The sequence below is a fragment of the Shewanella sp. ALD9 genome (assembly GCF_002836315.1).
Lineage (GTDB): Bacteria > Pseudomonadota > Gammaproteobacteria > Enterobacterales > Shewanellaceae > Shewanella.
Map to the genome: position 1 here is coordinate 518309 of NZ_PJCD01000003.1, position 22790 is coordinate 541098.

Consider the following 22790-nt stretch of genomic DNA (forward strand, 5'->3'; position numbering starts at 1 on the left):
TCATGAGTACAGAGCAAACAGGTCAAGATATCGTTATTGTTGCCGCGAAACGTACACCAATGGGTGGGTTTCAAGGGGCATTGTCTGAGGTAGCTTCTCCAGTATTAGCAGCAACCGCTATCAAAGGTCTTATCGCCCAAACGGGGATCAGCGTTAATGCTGTTGACGAAGTATTGATGGGTTGTGTATTGCCAGCCGGTCTGGGCCAAGCGCCTGCTCGCCAAGCGACTCTAGGTGCAGGTTTACCGTTAAGTGTTGGTGCAACAACAGTCAATAAAGTTTGTGGTTCAGGCATGAAAACCGTCATGTTAGCGCACGATTTAATTAAAGCGGGTAGCAGTCAAGTTGTGGTTGCGGGTGGCATGGAAAGCATGAGCCAAGCACCATATTTACTCGACAAAGCGCGCAGCGGTATGCGCATGGGCCACGGCAAAGTAATGGACCACATGTTTTTAGACGGCCTTGAAGACGCTTATACCGGTGGTGCAATGGGCACATTTGCCCAAAAAACCGCAGATGACTTTGGCTTAACTCGTGAGCAAATGGATGCTTTTGCATTAAGTTCGCTGGAAAAAGCCAATGCAGCGATTAACTCTGGCGCATTTAAAGACGAAGTCGTGCCAGTTACGATGAGCACGCGTCGTGGCGACGTGACGGTTGAGATAGACGAGCAGCCTGGTAACGCCCGCCCTGAAAAAATCCCGACATTACGTCCTGCATTTACCAAAGACGGCACAATTACAGCTGCCAACTCAAGTTCAATATCAGACGGCGCAGCAGCGTTAATGTTAATGACACGCGAAAAAGCCCAGCAATTGGGCTTAAGCGTATTAGCGACCATTAAAGGCCACACCACTCATTCACAAGAACCGTCAATGTTCACCACCGCACCTGTTGGCGCGATGCAAAAACTGTTCGATAAAGTGCAGTGGAACAAAGATGACGTCGATTTATACGAAATCAACGAAGCGTTTGCCATGGTCACTATGTTAGCGATTTCTGAGTTGAACTTAGATGCCAGCAAGGTCAACGTTAATGGCGGCGCATGTGCAATGGGACACCCAATTGGTTGTTCTGGAGCGCGTTTGCTAGTTACATTGATTTATGCCCTAAAAGCACGCGGCCTTAAGCGCGGCGTGGCATCGTTATGTATTGGTGGCGGCGAAGCCACAGCAATGGCGATAGAAGTGTAAATAGACAATACAAGTTAAGTTCGACAAGACCACCGCACAGGTAAATGTATACGCAGCCACTTAATATGTGCGACTGACAAACATAATAAATCGCATTACCTGCGCAGTAACTCAATACGAGTGATGTTATTCACTCATAAGATGTTCAAGGATCGAGGAAAACAACATGATCACACAAGTTAAGCATTATATTGATGGCGAATTCACTTATGGCAGCGGCGATCGCAATATTGATGTGACCAATCCAGCCAATAATAGCGTTATTGCTAAAATTAACTGCGCTACTACTGCCGAAGTAGAGCAGGCCATTCACAGTGCCAAAGAAGCGTTTAAAACCTGGAAAGAAGTCCCCGTGTCTGAACGTGCGCGCGTCATGTTGCGTTATCAACATTTGCTCAAAGAGCATCACGATGAACTAGCAACTATTTTAGCTCACGAGACCGGTAAAACTTTTGAAGATGCTAAAGGTGATGTATGGCGCGGCATTGAAGTTGCTGAACATGCTTGTGGCGTTGCCTCGTTAATGATGGGCGAAACCGTTGAAAACGTCGCTCGTAATATCGATACCTATAGCTACACTCAACCTTTAGGTGTGTGTGCCGGTATTACTCCGTTTAATTTCCCTGCGATGATCCCATTATGGATGTTCCCGTTATCTATCGCTTGTGGTAATACGTTTATTTTAAAACCGTCAGAACAAGATCCAATGACGCCACAGCGTTTAGTGGAGTTATTTGTTGAAGCAGGCGCGCCAAAAGGCGTGTTGCAACTTATTCATGGCGACAAAACAGCAGTCGACATTTTGCTAAGAGACCCAGCCATTAAAGCGATTTCGTTTGTTGGTTCTGTGGGGGTTGGTCAATACATTTATAAAACCGGTACCGACAACCTAAAACGTGTGCAAGCGTTTGCAGGTGCTAAAAACCATTGTGTGATCATGTCTGATGCGAACAAGCAGCAAGTGATCAATAACATGGTTGGTGCCTCTGTTGGAGCCGCTGGTCAACGTTGTATGGCGATTTCAGTCGCGATTTTTGTCGGTAAAGCCAAAGAGTGGATCCCTGAATTAAAAGAAGCGTTAGCTAAGGTTCGTCCTGGTTTATGGGATGACAAAGATGCTGCTTACGGCCCTGTTATCAGTCCAGCAGCAAAAGAGCGCGTACTCAAATTGATTGCTCAAGGTAAAGCTGAAGGTGCTGATTGCTTACTCGATGGAACCGATTTCACCGTTGCAGGTTACGAGTCGGGTAACTGGGTTGGCCCAACCATGTTTACCAATGTCACCACCGACATGAGCATTTACAAAGAAGAGATTTTTGGTCCGGTACTGTGTTGTATGGAAGCGGATAACTTAGACGATGCTATCGAACTGGTTAACAACAGCCCTTACGGTAACGGTACCTCAATCTTTACTGCATCAGGCGGAGCTGCACGTAAATATCAACATGAAATTGAAGTAGGCCAAGTGGGTATTAACGTGCCAATTCCGGTGCCATTACCATTCTTCTCATTCACAGGTTGGAAAGGCAGTTTCTATGGTGACCAACACGCCTACGGCAAGCAAGCGGTACGTTTCTGCACAGAAACCAAAACCATCACCACCCGTTGGTTTGACTCAGAAGCCGTTAGCGGTCCTAACATGAGTATTGATCTTAAATAGAAATGATGTTTATTGCCGTGACGCTGTCACGGTAATATTTTTCGTTAAACAACAAGACCACCTTACCTCCCATTGCAGCTAGTAATGAGTTAACCGCTTAAAGCGGTATGCGGCTAAGGCAATAAATGACCCAAGAGTCATCCAAGACAATATTAGGAGTCCAGCATGGATTTTAATTTAAACGAAGATCAGCGTCAGTTTGCTGATTTAGCCCGTCAATTCGCTGCCGAAGAACTCGCGCCATTCGCCGCCAAGTGGGACGAAGAACATCATTTTCCTAAAGACGTAATTCAAAAAGCCGGTGAACTGGGTTTCTGTTCTTTGTACTCGCCAGAATCAGAAGGCGGCATGGGCTTATCCCGGTTAGACGCTTCAATTATTTTTGAAGAATTAGCCCATGGTTGTACAGCCACCACAGCAATGTTGACTATTCATAATATGGCAACCTGGATGGTGACTACGTGGGGTACAGAAACCTTGCGTAAGCAGTGGTCAGAAGGCTTAACCACAGGGCAGTTATTAGCATCTTATTGTTTAACAGAACCTGGTGCTGGCAGCGATGCCGCTTCATTGCAAACTAAAGCTGTGCGTGATGGTGATGATTACTTGATCACTGGTTCAAAAATGTTTATCTCTGGTGCCGGTGAAACTGAGTTACTCGTAGTGATGTGCCGTACTGGTGAATCTGGCCCTAAAGGGATTTCAGCGATTGCCGTACCAGCAGATGCAGTAGGCGTCACTTACGGAAAAGCAGAAGATAAAATGGGTTGGAATGCACAGCCAACAAGAATGATCAGTTTTGAAAACGTGCGTGTACCGGCTGCCAATTTACTTGGTGAAGAAGGCCAAGGTTTTACTTTTGCCATGAAAGGCCTAGACGGCGGACGTATTAACATTGCCACCTGTTCAATTGGCACCGCGCAAGCTGCACTGACTCGCGCAACTCAATACATGAATGAGCGTAAGCAATTTGGTAAACCGCTGGCGGCATTCCAAGCATTGCAGTTTAAACTGGCTGACATGGCAACCGAATTAGTGGCTGCCCGTCAAATGGTACGTTTAGCAGCGTTTAAATTAGACACTCAAGACCCTGAAGCCAGCGCTTATTGTGCTATGGCGAAACGTTTTGCGACCGATGTAGGTTTCCAAGTGTGTGACGGTGCGCTGCAAATTCACGGCGGTTACGGTTATATCCGTGAATACCCTTTAGAACGTCATTTCAGAGATGTGCGCGTGCACCAGATTTTAGAAGGCACTAATGAAATTATGCGCCTGATTATTGCTCGCCGTTTGCTCGCTAGCGATGCTCATCCGATCCTGTAATTAGCGGTTCCACTCGTGACTCACTAGCTTTAGCATAAGGACATAGCATTATGACTACACACCCTGCAATTCTAAAACATATAGTCGGCCACACGGCCATTTTGACTCTGAATAATCCGCCAGCTAATACTTGGACCGCTGACAGTTTGCAAGCGCTGAAACATATCGTGCTCGAACTGAATCAAAACAAAGATGTTTATGCGCTTGTGATCACCGGTCAAGGTGACAAGTTTTTCTCAGCAGGTGCTGATTTGAATTTGTTTGCTGACGGCGATAAAGACAATGCAGCTTCCATGGCAACACATTTCGGCGAAGCGTTTGAAGCCTTAAGTGCGTTTAGAGGTGTATCTATTGCGGCCATTAATGGTTACGCCATGGGCGGCGGGTTAGAAGTGGCATTAGCTTGTGATTTACGAATTGCAGAAGCGCAAGCCCAATTGGCATTGCCTGAAGCCTCAGTGGGTTTACTGCCTTGTGCTGGTGGCACCCAAAACTTAACCGCATTAGTGGGTGAAGGTTGGGCAAAACTGATGATTTTATGTGGCGAGCGTATTGATGCTGCGAAGGCTGAAAAAATTGGCTTAGTGGAAGAAGTCGTTGAACAAGGCCATGTCTTAGATGCCGCAGTGGCGTTAGCAGCGAAAGTGGCTAAGCAATCACCTAGCAGTGTCAGCGTATGTAAAACCCTTATTCAAGCTGGACGAACTATGCCGCGAACTCAAGCATTACCGCTTGAGCGTGAACTGTTTGTTGGCTTATTTAATACCGAAGATCAGGCTGAAGGTGTGAAGGCCTTTTTACAAAAACGCGCCCCAAACTGGAAGAACTGCTAATGACTCAAGATGTAATATTTCAAACCTTAGGCACGTTATCAGGTCAATCTATTGGCGTGGTAACTCTGAATATTGAAAAAGCACTTAATGCATTAACCCTCGACATGGTTGCAGCAATGCAAGCACAACTCACTAAATGGCAACAAGACGACAGTATTGCGTGTGTTGTGCTTGATGGCGCCGGCGAAAAAGCCTTTTGCGCTGGTGGAGATGTACGTGCCATTTACCATGCATCCATAGCCAATCCGAACAACATGACCACAGAGGCGTGTGAGTTCTTTACCCAAGAATACCAACTTGATTATTTACTGCATCAATTCGGCAAACCCGTTTTAGTGTGGGGTGACGGCATTGTTATGGGCGGTGGACTCGGGCTAATGGCGGGCGGGAGCCATCGTGTTGTTACCGAGCGTAGCCGTATTGCAATGCCTGAAGTGACCATTGGTTTATACCCAGACGTTGGCGGCAGCTACTTTTTAAACCGTATGCCGGGAAAAACAGGGTTGTTTTTAGGCTTAACCGCTTACAACATGAACTGTGCAGATGCGCTGTATGTCGGTTTAGGAAATCATATTCTTAATAGCGATGAAAAAGAGCCGTTATTCGATGCCATGGCTGAACTGGCTTGGAGTCAAGATAGTGAGATAAACCATCAACTGCTGAGCGGATTGTTGACCAATATGAGTCAGCCACACTTAGCGGCATTATCCGTTAGCCCACTGCAACAATTCCAAGCACAAATTGATTTGTTGATGGCGGGTGACATCCTTGATGTGCATCATCAATTATCGACATTAAACACTGAGCTTGATTGGCTAAAACGAGCCCAAAAGACCGCGTTAGCTGGCAGTCCTATTAGCTGGCACTTGATTTTTGCTCAGGCAGAACTTGGCACAGAACTTAGCTTAGCTGATTGCTTTAAGTGGGAGTTAGGTGTGAGTGTCAATTGTTGCTCTATGGGTGATTTTTGCGAAGGTGTTCGCGCCTTACTGATTGATAAAGATCGCCAACCTAAATGGTTATTTGCAGATGTAGACGCAGTGGATGCGAATAAAGTGACCCAATTGGTTACCTCGCCTTGGGCTGAAGATAGACACCCATTAGCAGACTTTACTTAAAAAGGATTAACGAAATGGCAACAGTAGCATTTATTGGTTTAGGTAACATGGGTGGCCCAATGGCGGCCAATTTAGTTAACGCGGGTATGACAGTCACTGTGTTTGACTTAAACCCTGTCGCAGTAGAAGCGTTAACGGCGCAAGGCGCACTCAGTGCTAAAACCGCGTGCGGCGCAGCGGCAGCCGCCGATTTTGTGATTACCATGCTGCCAGCAGGCAAGCATGTTCGCAGCTTGTACCTAGGCGATGACAATAATAAAGGTTTGTTAGATGTCGTGTCTAAACAGGCATTACTGATAGATTGCTCAACCATCGATGCCGACAGTGCCCGTTTAGTGGGAGCAAAAGCCGCTGAGAAGGGTATCGAATTTATGGATGCGCCAGTATCAGGCGGCACAGCAGGCGCGGCAGCCGGAACCTTAACCTTTATTTGTGGTGGTAGTGAAGCAGCCTATCAACAAGCGCAAACGGTATTAACGGTTATGGGCGGCAATATTTTTCACGCTGGTGTAGTAGGTGCAGGTCAAATTGCTAAAATTTGTAATAACATGCTGTTGTCTGTGTTAATGGTGGGTACTAGCGAGTCATTACAACTTGGTTTGGATAATGGTTTAGATCCTAAAGTGTTGTCTGATATCATGAAAGTCAGCAGCGGCGGTAACTGGACGTTAGAAAAGTACAATCCATGCCCAGATGTGATGGAAAATGTGCCGTCGTCAAAAGATTACCAAGGTGGCTTTATGGTTGACTTGATGGTTAAAGATTTAGGGTTGTCGCAAGAAGCGGCGGTCGCCTCTAATTCAAGCACACCAATGGGTTCTCTGGCTCGCAGTTTATATGTTAATCATGCTCGCCAAGGCCATGGTCGTCGCGATTTTTCGAGTATTTTTGAACAATTTTCAAAGAAAAAATAAAGGATTCAGTTGATGGAATTAAAAGATAAGGTTGTCGTCATTACTGGCGGAGCTGGTGGGTTAGGTCTCGCTATGGCGCATGATTTAGCTGCCCAAGGTGCTAAGTTGGCGCTTATCGATGTTGATCAGGCTAAACTTGAACAAGCTTGTGCTGATTTAGGTTCTGTAACTGAAGTTCAAGGTTACGCCCTAGACATTACTGATGAAGAAGATGTGGTCTCTGGCTTTAAATTTATCGTTGAAGACTTTGGTAAAGTGAATGTGTTAATTAACAATGCCGGTATTTTACGTGATGGGCTAATGATTAAAGCCAAAGATGGCGTTGTCACCGATCGCATGTCGTATCAGCAGTTTCAGTCTGTCATCAATGTTAACTTAACCGGCACTTTTTTATGTGGCCGTGAAGCCGCAGCAGCGATGATTGAAACCAAGCAAGCAGGGGTAATTATTAATATCTCTAGCGTTGCTAAAGCCGGTAACATGGGACAATCTAACTACTCAGCGTCTAAAGCGGGCGTTGCTGCAATGTCGGTTGGGTGGGCAAAAGAGTTAGCCCGTCATAATATTCGCAGTGCTGCCGTGGCTCCTGGTGTTATTGCTACCGAAATGACCGCAGCGATGAAACCTGAAGCATTAGAGCGTTTAGAAAAAATGGTCCCAGTAGGGCGCTTAGGTCAGCCTGAAGAAGTGGCTGCAACCGTACGTTTTATTATTGAAAACGATTACGTTAACGGCCGTGTATTTGAAATTGACGGCGGTATTCGCTTATAAGCGATAGAGTATATTCATTGTGCTCATTATCTGTTCGCTCAGTGCAATATAACGCGTTGCGCACTTTCATATAATGAATGTGATTGGTGTTACCCACATTTAGTTTGTTATGATGTTGTCACGCCGAGCTTATGCTCGGCGTGGCTTTTTTACTTTTAAGGATTAATGACGTGGCGAAGTTAGAATACCTGCTTAAAAAAATCATGCTAATCGTAGGCATTCTGGGCGTGATTATTATCTATGGCGGTTTTTTGTATTTATTGTTTTCAGGTCGCTCGACTGCGGCGCTCCCGTGGTTTTTACTCATTTCACCGTGGATTTGTGTTTACTTTGGCTTAACCCACGTACAGCAAGTGGCTGTAATACAGTGGTTTACTCATAAATTCAGTTTCAAAAAATCGACTAAGTAGCTCTGTTATGTCTAGCTTATCCGCATTTTTATCAAGGTTTTCTATCGCTTTGTATACCTTAATTGCCTTGGTCGCATTTGCTGCCAATTCAGTTTTGTGTCGTATGGCATTATCGACCCAACAAACTCCTGCACTTATAGATCCCAGTAGTTTTACTGCGATTCGTTTAGCTGCTGGTGCCTTAGTGTTGGGGCTATTAATGTTATTGCGTAACACTAAAGCAGGGACAAGCCGACCCACTAGCCGTGGCAGCATGTTTGCTGCGGCATTATTGTTTATTTACGCGGTGACTTTTTCATACGCCTATGTGCTACTCGATACCGCGACCGGGGCACTGATTTTGTTTGCAGCGGTGCAAATTAGCATGATGTTAATCAGCTATTTTCAAGGCCAACGCTTAACCCTACTTGAATGGATTGGCGCATTATTGGCTTTTAGTGGTTTTGCTTATTTAGTGCTGCCCGGCGTGAGTGCGCCTTCGATGACCGGCTTAGTACTAATGGCGATCAGCGGCTGTGCTTGGGGTGGATATACTTTGCTTGGCAAAAAGTCAGTTAACCCATTATTTGATACAGGTTATAACTTTATTCGCAGTTTACCTCTGGTCGCGGTGATGATATTGGTGGTGTGGCTCTTACCTCAATTAACCTCAGCGTCGCAATTAGTCTCAATACCACAAGCAACGGTATTGTCTGCCAAAGGAGTGTTGTTAGCCGTCTTATCAGGTGCAATTGCTTCGGGTATTGGTTATGCGTTGTGGTATCAAGCATTGCGTGGACTTACATCAACCCATGCTGCTGTTTTACAACTAACCGTGCCTGTTATTGCCGCTGTGGGTGGCATTCTCTTTTTAGATGAAATGATCAGTTTTCATCTTAGTGTATCGGCGGGCATTATTTTTGTTGGGATTGCATTGGTTATCTTTGCTAAATCCCATCCAGTTAGCCAGCGAAATGGTCAGTAAAACGGTATATAAGTAAACAAATAGTTGAGCAATAAACATCGGTTAAAACCAAGTGACTTACACATACATAACTCAATAAAATAAATGATTAACGAGGTAATATGAGCAATTCAACACCGTATCCAATTGGTACTCCAGGTCAAAAATGGACCGATGCAGATAAAGCACAATGGTTAGCACAAGTTGCCATAAAACGCTCATATCAAGATGAAGTGGTGAGTAAACTGGCTCAGATTACTGGTCCGTTTGAACAAGTACAATACGGCGCATTATCTTATGACGCTGATAAGTATCCACTGTTTGCATTTAAATCTCAGCAGTGGGATAGCAATAAAAAAACCATTCTTGTGACCGGTGGCGTACACGGTTATGAAACCAGCGGCGTACATGGCGCGATTCAGTTTTTAACCACCAAAGCACAAACTTATACCGAGTATTTTAATGTTGCTGTAGCGCCTTGCATTAGCCCTTGGGGTTATGAAACCGTTAACCGCTGGAACCCGAAAGCCATCGATCCTAATCGCTCTTTTTATGCCGATAGCCCAGCAGAAGAGTCTGCTGCATTGATAGCATTTGTCGCGAGTTTAGGTGAGGTGTATGCCCACATTGATTTGCATGAAACCACCGACACCGATGAGTTAGAGTTTAGACCTTTGCTGTCTGCACGTGATGGCGTTGAATACGATAAAGGCATTATTCCAGACGGTTTCTATTTAGTCGGCGACAGTGATAACCCAACTCCAGCGTTCCAAAAAGCAGTGATTGATTCAGTGGCTAAAGTGACTCATATCGCGCCTGACGATAATGGACAATTAATTGAAGTACCGATTGAGCAATTTGGGGTGATTAACTATCCGGTCAAAAAACTCAGCTTATGTGCTGGTATTACTGACAATCACTTCAATACCACCACAGAGGTTTATCCAGACAGTCCAAATGTGACAGCGCAAGAATGTAACGATGCTCAAGTCGCCGCTATCACTGGTGGATTGGATTATCTTATTGGTTATTTGAAGCTCTAAAAAACGTTAAGTGATATAGACGATTACAAGCGATGCCGTTGTCGTCTAGACATATTTTAGTATAATGGCGGTGAGTCGCTGTTTGAATGGAATCTAAAAGACTCATTGCTGTTAAAACCTGTGGTTCCTCGGTTATTGATTAGCCTCCTCGCTAGTCGCCTATTTTTTATTAATAAAGGATTAAAATGAAAAATACTCTGTTGCTATGTCTATTCTGTTTATTGATGACGCCCCATCTTGCACACGCCAAAGCGGGTTTAATCTCTTTTGGTGGTGAAAACATTGTACCTGTTGTGGCACTTCCTGATGACCCACGCTTTCAAACACAAGATGGTGAATTCATTGATGTAGGTTATATCTATAAATCTGTTGATATATTGTTTCTACCACTGTGGAATTATGATGGCCGTTTTGCTGGAATGTTGTCACAACAAGACTTGTATATAGACTTAACCCCCTTGGAAGTCACTGGACTCGTTTTAGAGGCTGGCGTGGTATTACCTAAAGCTCCATACCTCGATTTCTGGCATCGTATCGGTGGGAAAATAGTTTTTTTACTGCTTTGTGGCTCATTAGCACTTTACGTTAGACAGCGCATGCAAAAAAAGGCGGCTTATTTTAGCTCGTTAGCGACTGGGCGTGAGCGATTGAAAGATATCTTAATCAATAGCAATGACTTTACTGAGTTAGACCTATCTGTTATCGAGACAGAAGGTAAACCCAAAGTTGAAGGCATAGCATTTATTGCGGCGAAAAAGTATTTTAACAATATTATTTCAATATCTGTAATTGATATGGGTAAGGTGTCAATTGAGCAAGTTCAAGCTCAGCATGAGCAGTTATTTACTGCGTTACTTGGGTTGAAGAAAACCCTAGGGATGACGTCTCAAAGTACGATCCATTATCTGTATTTTACTTTCGACAGCACTCCTTCAAAAGTAGACATCAATATATTGAAAGCATTGAGAAAACGTCAAATCACCAAAGCAACTAATTTAATTCCAATTATTATCGATTTTGATGCGCAGATGATTGATAGCACTGTGGGCGTATATCCGTCTAAAAAAATTCTACAAAACTGCTTTACCCAAGCTGAAACTCTCTCAGATGATGTGGCTGAACCTGCAAAGGTATAATGTAATTAAGATTTTTACTAAACGGTTCACAAGGTTATGGTTGATGCCGAAAGCGGCTCTAGGTTTTCGGCATTAAATCAACACTGACGCATTATCGCTATTTAGACATTTATAATGACGCGCAAATACTCCTTTCATCACCGTCACATCTCAAAACGGGCAGTATTTGTATCATTGCTAGGTTGATAATTAGGCCAAAAATCCTTACACTGTCGCGCTTCGTATTTACCTCGGCTCTGCCGTATGCCAGTTTCAATATCATTTTTGTTTGCTTGAGTCATATAGATGTCAACTCGAGCAATTAGACTACAATTTGATATGGGCTTTAACACACAACACGATTTGGAATTTCATTTTGATTACAACAGCTAACATCACGATGCAGTTTGGCGCTAAGCCACTGTTTGAAAATCTCTCAGTAAAATTTGGTGGCGGTAATCGCTACGGTTTAATTGGCGCGAATGGTTGTGGTAAATCCACCTTTATGAAAATCCTTGCCGGTGATTTAGAGCCATCAAGCGGTAACGTCTCTATAGATGTTAACGAACGCATGGGTAAATTAAACCAGGACCAGTTTGCCTACGAAAACTTTTCAGTAGTCGATACTGTGATCATGGGCCACAGAGAACTGTGGAAAGTAAAGCAAGAACGTGACCGTATTTATTCTTTACCTGAAATGAGCGAAGAAGACGGCATCAAAGTGTCTGAGCTTGAGATGGAATTTGCTGAAATGGACGGTTACACTGCTGAATCTCGCGCAGGTGACTTACTACTAGGTGTTGGTATTTCCATTGAGCAACACTTTGGTTTAATGAGTGAAATTGCTCCAGGTTTTAAATTGCGTGTGTTATTGGCGCAAGCACTATTCTCAAATCCAGATTTACTGCTACTTGATGAACCTACCAACAACTTGGACATCGATACTATTCGTTGGTTACAAGACATGTTGAATCAACGTAACAGCACCATGATTATTATTTCGCATGACCGTTATTTCTTAAACTCAGTGTGTACTCACATGGCTGACTTAGATTACGGTGAGCTACGAGTGTTCCCTGGCAACTACGACGAATACATGATGGCTGCACAGCAATCACGTGAACGTTTAATGAGTGACAACGCCAAGAAGAAAGCGCAAATTGCTGAATTACAAACCTTCGTCGCCCGTTTCTCTGCTAACGCATCTAAAGCGAAACAAGCTACATCACGCGCTAAGCAAATTGATAAAATTAAGCTAGATGACATCAAAGCATCAAGCCGCGTCAATCCGTTTATTCGTTTTGAACAAGAAAAGAAATTGTTCCGTAATGCATTAGTGGTTGAAAACTTAGCCAAAGGTTACGACACACCATTGTTCAGCAAACTTAACCTAATGGTTGAAGTGGGTGAACGTATTGCTATCTTGGGTCAAAACGGTGTGGGTAAAACCACCTTGTTACGTACTTTAGTACATGATATCCCGCAAGACGATGGCACCATTAATTGGTCTGAAAATGCCAATATTGGTTACTACGCCCAGGACCATGAAGCAGATTTTGCTAATGAAATGACCTTGTTCGAGTGGATGAGCCAATGGCGCAAAGAAAATGACGATGATCAATCTGTACGCGGTATTTTAGGCCGTATGTTGTTTGGTGCAGATGACATTAAAAAATCAGTTAAAGTATTATCTGGTGGTGAGAAAGGCCGTATGTATTTCGGTAAACTTATCATGCAAAAGCCGAACATTTTATTACTCGATGAGCCAACCAACCACATGGACATGGAATCTATTGAGTCGTTAAACAACGCGCTTGAAAAATACGAAGGGACGTTAATGTTCGTGTCTCATGACCGTGCATTTGTATCGTCACTAGCCACTCGTATTCTTGAAGTGACTCCTAACGGAATTAATGACTTTAAAGGCACTTACGACGAATTCTTAGTGAGTAAAGGTATTGACGCGTAATTCTGGTTTTATAACCAGTACTGTCAGTAACCAGCATTGTTTGTAACCAATGCTCACTGATTAACACCATTAGCCCTGAACAATTGTTCGGGGCTTTTTGTTTTTATTTATTCGGCTAGGCCATATACTCTAGTGATATAAATCAATGACATTCTCCAGCACAGGCATCTACTTTATGAGCATCACCCTTGAACAAGTCGCATCAACCTTGAATGAACTGCAATGTCGTACTAATTTTAATATTAAGAATGTCACCGAATACATGCTACCTGAGTTAAAAGAGCCGGTTTATTTGCATGTAGAAGGAAAAACGCCATTACTGATCATTCGTCCGGCATTTGAAGTTTTTTCCACTGAGCTGGCTACGATTGACGGGGTACACGCGAAATATGATTACTATCACAATGCTCAAATGACCCGATTTCCAACTCGTCGCAACAAAGGCTTAAGTGAAATTCATTACGGTTTAGCATTTCGGTTTGATACCACAGATGCAATCAAATTATTTATTAATAGGTTGATTGAAATAGTAAGAGGATAAATAACCTCATTAGGAGTGCCGCATCATGACAGAGCAATTTAATATCAATCAATTTAATTGTTCCATTAATGGTAAAGGACAAACTTTGATTTGGGCTCATGGGTCAACCGGCAGTATCCAAAGTGAAGATGCGATTGGTTTATATGCCTGGCATCGGTTTCCTAAAAAATTACAGCTTATTCGCTATGATGCTGTTGGCCATGGCTTATCTTCTGCCGGTAAGTGCGTAGAAGACTATTTATGGCCAGAACTGGCCAATGACATGATAAGTATCGCGACGCACTTTAACGCAACGCCATCGCTTATTTTAGGTGGCCAATCAATGGGCAGTGCTACGTGTTTGTTCGCAGCATTAAAACATCCGCATAAGGTAAAAGGGTTAATCTTGATGAACCCGCCCACAGCATGGCATGCTCGTGCAGTACAAGTAGGCGAATATCATAAAATGGCCAAAGCAGCGCGCATTTTTGGTGGTAAAGGTTTAGCTAAAATAAACGCTAAACATTGGGATAAATTACTTCCAAGTTGGCTGATTAATGGTCATGAACATAGTGTATTAGGCATGCTCGACGGATTAAAACTAATGACACGTCAAACGCTAGATCATTTGTTTCGCGCTGCCGCCCTTAACGACCTGCCCAGTAAGCAGCAACTTGCCGAACTGACCATGCCAACCCTGATTTTAGCGTGGCACGGCGACAAGACCCATCCCATAGAAACTGCCATTCAATTACATGCCACAATACCTAATTCGACCTTACACATTGCAGCCTCGATAGATGAGGTTAATGAATGGCCTGAATTGATCAGTGAGTTTTGCCTCAGTTTATAAGTTGTTATTGATGGTCTAAAAATAGTGTTTAGTTTGTTTATCGCTGCAACCATTCACGATAAAAACATTCATTGATTTTATTGTCCGACAATGTCGTAAGTATGGCGTTAACGCAGGTGGAATAACTTTCACTACTCAATTATATGTATTTAAAGCATTATTAAATTAAAAGAAACTAAATTAGCTGTGAGCAAGATCTGAGTTTGTTGTAAATAACTTACCAAAATCTATTAATCTAGTTTATGGTTCAGTGAAGAAAAATTTACTTATCGCAAGTGTTTTAAAAAGGATGATGTATGAATTGGCAATGGATTAGCAACCTCAATATTTCGCGTAAACTGGCCTTACTTGTCATTCCCCCTTTATTAACCAGTATTTTATTCGGTGGTATGTACCTTAATAATGAGTACAAAACTCAGCATCAGTTAGCACTGGTTATTGATTTAACCCAGGTTGCCATTATCAATAGCTCCTTAGTACATGAACTGCAAAAAGAGCGAGGTATGAGTGCCGGTTTCCTCGGCTCTAAAGGACAAGCATTTAAAGACAATTTAGTGACTCAACGTGCTCAAACAGACATACAAATTCAACGTTTTAATCTTGTTGCTCAGCAAGACGATTTTCCGCAACAATTACAATCCACATATAATGAAGTTGCTTCAGCATTTAATCAGCTAAGCCAAATGCGTAATAATGTCACGGCCCTTAACATCAGTGTCGCAGAGCAAGTTAGTTATTATACCCGCATTAACACCCTATTATTATCTATGGTTGATAATGCAGCTAGTCAGAGTGTTGATAGCCAAATAGGTATAACACTCAAAGCGTTCGCAGCATTTTTACAATTAAAAGAACGCGCAGGAATAGAGCGAGCAGTACTCAGCACAACTTTTGGTCGCAGTGAGTTCCCCCCTGGGTTATATCGAAAGTTTGTCACTTTGGTGGCGGAACAACAAACTTATGCCGAACGGTTTATTGCCGCAGCTAGCCCAGAAAACATTCGCATTTTTAAACAAGCCCAACAAGACAGTGCTATGGCAAATGTTAGTCAACTTCGTGAAATTGCTTTTGCACAAGACAGCGCTGCAATGGCGCAGCAAAGCCCTGAAGATTGGTTTAAAATAGCAACGGTACGTATTGAGCTGTTAACTCAGCTTGAAAAACAATTCAGCCAAGATTTGTCGCAATTAAGCCAAGACAAATTGTCACAAGCAACTGAGCATATGTATCTCACAGGCGCGGTGTTATTGCTGGCTCTGATTTTTGTTATTGTGATGAGCATGGTTGTTTCTCGCTATTTGCATCGTAGTTTAAGTCAGCTACACAAGCAGATATTGCATGCTGGTACTCAGTTTGATTTAACCACTCGCTTAAGCCATCAATCTGATGATGAGTTTGGCCAAATCTCGATAGCATTTAATCAAATGATGGCAGAATTTGAACACGTTATTACCCACGTACGTCGAAATGCATTGAGTTTGGTTCATGCCGTTGAACAAATGAATGGCTTTACTCGTTCAATGCAAGCCGATGTTGAACAAGGTTCGTCAGAAGCCGAACAAGTTGCATCTGCTATGACAGAAATGAGCGCAACCGTCCATGAAATTGCTGCCAATGCGGTACAGGTTTCAGAAGCTTCAGCCAATGCCAATATCGAAGTGCAGAGTGGCAACAATGATGTCAGTAAAACTAGCGATGCGATTCAATTGTTGGCTAAAGAGATAGCTAATGCCGCACAAAGTATTGAACGTTTAGATAAAGATGTACAAGATATTGTGACCATTTTAGCGGTCATCAGCTCTATTGCTGACCAAACTAATTTACTCGCATTAAATGCGGCAATTGAAGCTGCTAGAGCGGGTGAGCAAGGAAGAGGTTTTGCCGTTGTTGCAGATGAGGTTCGTACTTTAGCTCAGCGATCACAACGTTCAACAGAAGACATTAAAGCGATGACCGAGCGCCTTAAAGCGGGTGCAGCCACTGCCGTCAGTGCTATGCAGCGAGGCCAAGTACAAGCACAACAAAGCGTTACAGAGTCACAACATGCAGGCAATGAGCTTAAATTGATTGCTCAACACGTTAGCGTGATTGACAGCATGAACCAACAAATTGCCGCTTCAACACATGAACAATCGGCCGTAGCAGAAGAAGTAAATCGTAATGCGATGAAAATCACCGATATCTATCACCATACACTGGAGATATCACAACAGATTGCTTTGCTCAATGACAACCTATTAAGTGATGCCAGTGACATGTCACAACAAGTCAGCAAATTTATCCTTTCTAAAAGCTAAGGCGATAAATCGATAACGAGCGGTAAGGGCGATGACAAGCGAACGAGCCTAGATGCTAGAACGCTTCGCTGCTAGAGGCTATAAAAGCTTGAGCGACTAAGTCTGAAGGTTTTTTGCTACACCACGGAGCCAACTATTGTCCGCTCTTATAGCCGCGCAGCGTCTAGCAGGACGAAGTCCGCCCTAGTCTCTAGGCTATAAATTGATAACAAGCGGTAAGGGCGATGACAAGCGAAAGAGCCTAGATGCTAGAACGCTTCGCGGCTAGAGGCTATAAAAGCTTGAGCGACTAAGTCTGAAGGTTTTTTGCTACACCACGGAGCCAACTATTGTCCGCTCTTATAGCCGCGCAGCGTCTAGCAGGACGAAGTCCGCCCTAGTCACTAGGCTATTAATCGTTTGTCATCGCTAGCCACCGCTCTTTATCGCCTGTGACCTTTCTCAACTCATTTAGTGCAATGTTGCAGTAATTGGACAAAGAAATCGCTGCCTTTACGTTCCGCAAAAGCTATATTTCGCTCAGGAATGGATTCAGGATCAGTATAGTTGGCTAATGCCATTTCCATGCTGGCTTCACGGATAATATGCAAACAAGGGTAGGGGGAGCGATTGGTAAAATTAGCCGCACTGTCTTGTGGTTCACCTTCAAAACAATAGTCCGGATGAAAGGTCGCTAATTGATAAACACCTTCATAGCCTTGCTCAATTAACTCATCGGTAGCGTAATCGACTAAATCTAAATAAGGGTAAAAACCTTCAAAACCTCGCGGCAAAATAAACAGCGTGGTTTCAGTTTCAGGATGATTATCTAAGTATTGGCACTCTTCAATTAGCGCCTTTAACACAGACTTTGTTTTAGTTTCTTCAATGGCAACATAACGAATGCTAGCGCGTTCGACTTCTCGACGGGCAAACGGACAAATGTTGTATTTCATAATGACATCTTTTACCCAATTTTCAGTATGAGTAAGACATTCATGTTGTTCCATTAGTTAACCTTTTAACGCTAAAAAATTGATTAGTGGGTTGCTGGCGGTAACATCATTGGAATGATCGATGCCACTAATAATAAAGCCATTGTGATATTAAAAATACGTTGCTGACGCTCATTTTTAAGTAAACGTTTAAGTGCCACGCCAAACCCTAACCAAACAATCGCACACGGAAATGCCACGCATAAAAATACGCTGGCAATGGTCACGACTTGGCTATTGATCTCTTGTTGTACTGAGGTAAATGTAGCAATGGCACCTACCGCCATAATCCATCCCTTTGGATTTACCCATTGAAATGCTGCCGCTTGTAAAAAGCTAAACGGTTTGCTTACTTTTTTACCTTCCATTTTACTGCTGCTATTGGCAATTAACCATGACAGATAAAGTAGGTAACTAATACCAATCACTTTAATCACAATATGAATAAAAGGATAAGCTTGAAATATTGCACTTAACCCAAGCCCGACCGCTAATATCATGGTCGGAAAACCCAAGCTAATACCCATTAAGTGCGGAATACTGCGCTTAATACCAAAATTAACCCCAGAGGTCATTAGCATAATGTTGTTAGGGCCAGGAGTAATACCGGCAGAAAAAGCAAATAAAGCAATGGCGAATACTAACTCCATGAAAGGGTCTCTGTAGTGAATTAATAAGATATTTTTATAAATCGAATTCTAGGGGAAATGAGTGATTCACCATAATGATTTTTTTAACGCTTGGTTAAATTTGTCATTTCAAGACTAAAAAAACACTCGTTTTACTGTTAACGGTTTGATATTTAGCAAATAAATTATTAGTTACTAAGTGTAATTCTGGTTGGTCATTTTTACTTAACAAGTTCAAATTTTACCTTTGAACTCGTTATTTCGGCATGTAGACGGTTTTTAGAGATTAAGTTACAAGTCATTAGCAAGTTAATCGCTAGATAATTTAATAACTAACGTCTACTTCATAAGATGAAAACTTGCGAATATTAATTACCCCAGTATCAAAAATAAGGTATTGACCTTTTATGCCTTGCAAAATACCAGTGACTTCAGCAATTTTATCAAAGTTGTGTGATTTAACTTTCACCGGAAACTGCGTAATTGGGTAGCTAATCGCTTGAATATTGGCATCAAGGCGTTCAATAACAATGTCTTGGTATTCGACTGCGAGCGCTTGCAGTTTATCTTCAATTAGCGGAATAAGTTGGGCTGCTTGTTCAACCAAATCGACATCATCATTATGGCCTTTTAGCATAGCTTGCCAATGGGTTTTGTCGTTAATGAATTTAGCTAATTCAATTTCGATTAAGCCCGACATTTTACGGGTCGACACTTTAAAAATCGGTAAGCCCTGAGTCGCCCCTTGGTCTATCCAACGGGTTGGGATTTGAGTATGGCGAGTAATGCCGACTTTAATGCCTGATGTATTCGATAAATACACGTAGTGGGGCACAAAGCAATTTGATATGCCCCATTCAGGTTCGCGGCAAGTGCCTTGATCAAAATGGCATGTTTCTGGTTTCATTATACACAAGTCGCAACTGGCCAGTTTTGTCATGCATACGTAGCAGTGACCTTGAGAATAACTTTTCTTGGTCTTTTTACCGCAGTTGCTGCAAAAAATATTACCTGTATGAGTCATGGTTAATGACTTACCAATAAGCGGGTTAAGCGCCAAACGCGCTTCACCAACAGGTAAATGATATTCCACCTCATGGTTATCATTGAGGTGGGTTTTCAGTTTTGATAGCGTTCCAAACATGGTTAATCCATTTTTATCATCATTATTTTGTGGCAGTTTAACAGAGGATCAAAACGGATTTTAGACTTAATTGGTTTTCAATGTCTAAATTAACTTATGCTGATTTACTCAGTTTATCTAATACAACATCATCACCCATTTCATATAGTGATGCTGTAATTTGCTCTTCTTGGCTCGGATCGGTTAATCCTAATGCCATAGTAGCTCTAAATAATGCAATGCCCGTGTGACTGGCGGTTTCATATTGGCTACTAAATTGTTCTATATTTACGCCTAGGGCATTCATTTTATTAGAGATATGCAACACAATCCCTGGGCGATCATATGCGACTAAGTTATAGTGCAAATGTTTAATCGGTTTAGCACTTAAGGTTGTTTTAGCGAAGGTTAAGGTTAAGCCGTCAATGCATTCCAAGGCGTCAATTAACTCATCCCATTTTAGCGCAGGCACTTCTAATTGTAATATTGCTGCAAAAATACCGTCTATATGGCGCATTTCAGAGTCTAGCCAGTTACCACCATGGCGACTAACTACATTAGCAATTTGTTCTACTAAGCCTTTTCTATCAGGTGCTTGAAGAGTAATAAGATAACGCATCATTCGATATTTCTCCTATAAATAATGTCTGTAACACAAATGTCATATTTACGTCATATAATCGCAGCCACTTAAGATTGTGTTATTGTTTTACTGCTGTTTACTTTCATATATTTAGTCATAAATATTTATTGTTAGCATAGTAGACTACACATTCAAAGCGCTAATTATGGCATCGATTAATTATTAGAGGTTCTTAATGGAAAGTCAGGTCAATAAACCTGGTTCTGCGGAAAAAAGTCTACTCGTTGATAGACATGCAACCCGCAGAGCATTTAAGGATAAAGCAGCAGAGATTGGGGTAACCGTTGGCGGCACATTAGTGTTTGTCACCCTGTTATTAATATTTTTCTATTTGCTGTATGTCATCAAGCCCATTTTTGATGGGGCACATATAGAACCTGTTACGAGTGTGAGTTATCAACATGCTGATGTTAAAACCTTAACTGTTGGCAGCGATGAACAAAACGAAGTGCTCTATCGCGTGACCGAATCGGGTGTAGTTGACTTTTATTCAGCCGCGAGCGGTGAATTAATTTCATCTTTTAAGCCAAAAATTCCTGAAGGCACAACGGTCACCAGCAGTGCTAAATCGAGCCCAAGTGAGCAACGTTTTGCATTAGGGCTGAGCAACGGCCAAGTGATTGTTGTCGGCATTGAGTTTGGATTAACCTACCCAGACAATAAACGCTTGATTACGCCGACTTTACGTTATCCGATGGGAGAAACGCCATTAACGATTAATAGTGAGGGCGCTGTTTATAATCTGGTGTTTGATTTTAGCGACAGCCGCATGAGCTTTGCTTACCAAAATGCCAATGGTGCTTGGAAGCTTAATCGCCAAGAAGGCGAAGAAAACATGATGACTGAAGAAGTTGAGTGGTCATCTGTTGAAGTGTTTATTGATGATGCACCTAATCATGTTATATCAGCGATAATGACTCCAGATCATCGTCAGCTTATTTTGAGTACCAATAATAAACTATTTATTTATAACACTCGCGATGCCGACTCTATTGAGTTACTACAAGTTGTCGATGTTAAAAAAGTGAATGCTGAAGTTAAGCAAGTAAATTTACTTGCCGGAGCAAGCTCTATATTGGTGAGTTATGACAGCGGTATTGTGAGTCAGTACTTCCAAGTTAATAGCGAAAAAGGTCGTTTATATCAGCAGATTCGTGAGTTTGATGACCTTGCTCCAGTCAGTGTAATGGCGACAGAGTTTTATCGTAAAAGCTTTGCAGTGTTGAGTGCAGATGGCGAATTAACCCTGCTTTATACAACCAGTGAACGTCAGTTATTCGACGAGAAATTTCAGTTAACTAACCCAGGTAAAATGGGCTTCAGCCCGCGTTCAAACGCCTTGGTGATTGAGGCCGATAACAAACTTAACCTTTTCTCTGTTGAAAATGATCATCCAGAAATATCCTGGAGCGCATTGTGGGAAAAAGTATGGTACGAAGGTTACCCTGAACCACAATATGTGTGGCAGTCCACTTCTGGTTCTGACGACTTTGAAGCCAAATTAAGCTTAATGCCACTGGCATTTGGTACCATGAAAGCGGCATTTTACGCCATGCTATTCGCTGCGCCATTGGCGATTGCGGGGGCGATATATACCGCTTACTTCATGACACCTAAAGTGCGTAATGTAGTAAAGCCTACCATTGAAATCATGGAAGCATTACCGACGGTTATTTTAGGTTTCTTAGCTGGTTTATGGTTAGCGCCACTGATTGAAGATCATTTGCCCGGCATTGTGGTGTTGTTGATGTTATTGCCCACATCAATACTTGCCACTGCATTTGCTTGGAGTAAATTGCCAGAAAAATGGAAGCAACGCTTACCTGAAACCTATCAAGAGCTAATGCTATTGCCAGTGATTCTATTTATTGGTTGGTTCTCCTTTGAAATCAGCCCAATAATTGAAGTGGCGTTATTTGACGGCAATACTCGTCAATTTATTACCAATGATTTAGGCATCACATTCGACCAACGTAATGCGCTGGTTGTGGGTATTGCCATGGGATTTGCGGTCATTCCAACCATATTCTCGATTGCTGAAGATGCGATTTTCTCTGTACCACGTCATTTATCAAACGGCAGTTTGGCACTGGGTGCAACAAACTGGCAAACCCTGACCAAGGTGGTATTGCTTACCGCCAGTCCGGGTATTTTCTCGGCTATCATGATGGGCTTAGGCCGTGCAGTGGGTGAAACCATGATTGTGTTAATGGCTACCGGTAATACTGCAATCCTTGAGTGGAGTGTATTTGAAGGTATGCGTACCTTAGCGGCAAACATTGCCGTAGAAATGCCTGAGTCGGCCATTGGCAGTACGCATTATCGCGTATTGTTCTTAGCTGCCTTTGTATTGTTCGTGTTCACCTTCTTCTTTAATACCATTGCTGAAGTTGTTCGCCAACGTTTACGCGAACGTTATAGCTCACTGTAAGGAAAGATGATGACTCAATTAATGATTA

General features: G+C 42.6%; 20 protein-coding genes. 16 read left to right on the forward strand and 4 right to left on the reverse strand.

Going from position 1 to position 22790, the window contains the following annotated elements:
* The first annotated feature begins 2 nt into the window (after nt 1-2).
* From CXF88_RS09890 to CXF88_RS09960, 15 genes are all read left to right on the forward strand, one after another.
* A complete protein-coding gene (locus CXF88_RS09890; protein ID WP_101086689.1) occupies nt 3-1193 on the forward strand; it encodes an acetyl-CoA C-acyltransferase in 1191 nt (396 codons plus the stop codon).
* Nucleotides 1194-1359: 166 nt separating this feature from the next.
* Nucleotides 1360-2853, forward strand: coding sequence for a CoA-acylating methylmalonate-semialdehyde dehydrogenase (locus CXF88_RS09895; protein ID WP_101086690.1), 1494 nt, complete (start codon nt 1360-1362; stop codon nt 2851-2853).
* Between the two features lie 165 nt (nt 2854-3018).
* A complete protein-coding gene (locus CXF88_RS09900; protein WP_101086691.1) occupies nt 3019-4176 on the forward strand; it encodes an acyl-CoA dehydrogenase family protein in 1158 nt (385 codons plus the stop codon).
* 50 nt (nt 4177-4226) lie between these two features.
* Nucleotides 4227-5009, forward strand: coding sequence for an enoyl-CoA hydratase (locus CXF88_RS09905; protein WP_101086692.1), 783 nt, complete (start codon nt 4227-4229; stop codon nt 5007-5009).
* Nucleotides 5009-6127, forward strand: a complete 1119-nt coding sequence (locus tag CXF88_RS09910) for an enoyl-CoA hydratase/isomerase family protein (RefSeq protein WP_101086693.1) — start codon at nt 5009-5011, stop codon at nt 6125-6127. The genes CXF88_RS09905 and CXF88_RS09910 overlap by 1 nt, the downstream gene beginning before the upstream one ends.
* A gap of 14 nt (nt 6128-6141) precedes the next feature.
* Nucleotides 6142-7041 (forward strand): 3-hydroxyisobutyrate dehydrogenase, encoded by a 900-nt coding sequence (gene mmsB, locus CXF88_RS09915; protein WP_101086694.1) that lies wholly within the window; start codon nt 6142-6144, stop codon nt 7039-7041.
* 12 nt (nt 7042-7053) lie between these two features.
* Nucleotides 7054-7812: an SDR family oxidoreductase gene (locus tag CXF88_RS09920; RefSeq protein ID WP_011636818.1), complete on the forward strand. Its 759-nt coding sequence runs from the start codon at nt 7054-7056 to the stop codon at nt 7810-7812.
* Between the two features lie 203 nt (nt 7813-8015).
* Nucleotides 8016-8222, forward strand: a complete 207-nt coding sequence (locus tag CXF88_RS09925) for a hypothetical protein (RefSeq protein ID WP_101087206.1) — start codon at nt 8016-8018, stop codon at nt 8220-8222.
* A 7-nt stretch (nt 8223-8229) separates the two neighbouring features.
* Nucleotides 8230-9186 carry a DMT family transporter gene (locus CXF88_RS09930; RefSeq protein ID WP_101086695.1) on the forward strand — a complete coding sequence of 319 codons (957 nt, stop codon included), beginning with the start codon at nt 8230-8232 and terminating at the stop codon, nt 9184-9186.
* Nucleotides 9187-9287: 101 nt separating this feature from the next.
* Entirely contained in the window at nt 9288-10208 is a 921-nt protein-coding gene (locus CXF88_RS09935; protein ID WP_101086696.1) for a M14 family metallocarboxypeptidase, read from the forward strand.
* Nucleotides 10209-10393: 185 nt separating this feature from the next.
* Nucleotides 10394-11344: a hypothetical protein gene (locus CXF88_RS09940; RefSeq protein ID WP_101086697.1), complete on the forward strand. Its 951-nt coding sequence runs from the start codon at nt 10394-10396 to the stop codon at nt 11342-11344.
* Between the two features lie 355 nt (nt 11345-11699).
* Nucleotides 11700-13292 carry an ABC-F family ATPase gene (locus CXF88_RS09945; RefSeq protein WP_101086698.1) on the forward strand — a complete coding sequence of 531 codons (1593 nt, stop codon included), beginning with the start codon at nt 11700-11702 and terminating at the stop codon, nt 13290-13292.
* A 175-nt stretch (nt 13293-13467) separates the two neighbouring features.
* Entirely contained in the window at nt 13468-13833 is a 366-nt protein-coding gene (locus CXF88_RS09950) for a hypothetical protein (RefSeq protein WP_162023454.1), read from the forward strand.
* A gap of 25 nt (nt 13834-13858) precedes the next feature.
* Nucleotides 13859-14665: an alpha/beta hydrolase gene (locus CXF88_RS09955; RefSeq protein ID WP_101086700.1), complete on the forward strand. Its 807-nt coding sequence runs from the start codon at nt 13859-13861 to the stop codon at nt 14663-14665.
* 296 nt (nt 14666-14961) lie between these two features.
* Entirely contained in the window at nt 14962-16962 is a 2001-nt protein-coding gene (locus CXF88_RS09960; protein WP_101086701.1) for a methyl-accepting chemotaxis protein, read from the forward strand.
* Between the two features lie 446 nt (nt 16963-17408).
* Here CXF88_RS09960 and CXF88_RS09965 read toward each other — a convergent pair whose 3' ends face one another.
* From CXF88_RS09965 to CXF88_RS09980, 4 genes are all read right to left on the reverse strand, one after another.
* Nucleotides 17409-17951 carry a DUF1415 domain-containing protein gene (locus tag CXF88_RS09965; protein WP_101086702.1) on the reverse strand — a complete coding sequence of 181 codons (543 nt, stop codon included), beginning with the start codon at nt 17949-17951 and terminating at the stop codon, nt 17409-17411.
* Nucleotides 17952-17980: 29 nt separating this feature from the next.
* Nucleotides 17981-18586: a LysE family translocator gene (locus CXF88_RS09970; protein WP_101086703.1), complete on the reverse strand. Its 606-nt coding sequence runs from the start codon at nt 18584-18586 to the stop codon at nt 17981-17983.
* Between the two features lie 304 nt (nt 18587-18890).
* Entirely contained in the window at nt 18891-19709 is an 819-nt protein-coding gene (locus tag CXF88_RS09975; RefSeq protein ID WP_101086704.1) for a DUF2797 domain-containing protein, read from the reverse strand.
* A gap of 94 nt (nt 19710-19803) precedes the next feature.
* A complete protein-coding gene (locus CXF88_RS09980) occupies nt 19804-20310 on the reverse strand; it encodes an ACT domain-containing protein (protein WP_011636830.1) in 507 nt (168 codons plus the stop codon).
* 196 nt (nt 20311-20506) lie between these two features.
* On the opposite strand from CXF88_RS09980, the gene CXF88_RS09985 reads away from it, so the two are divergent.
* Nucleotides 20507-22762, forward strand: a complete 2256-nt coding sequence (locus CXF88_RS09985; RefSeq protein WP_101086705.1) for an ABC transporter permease subunit — start codon at nt 20507-20509, stop codon at nt 22760-22762.
* Nucleotides 22763-22790 lie beyond the last annotated feature (28 nt).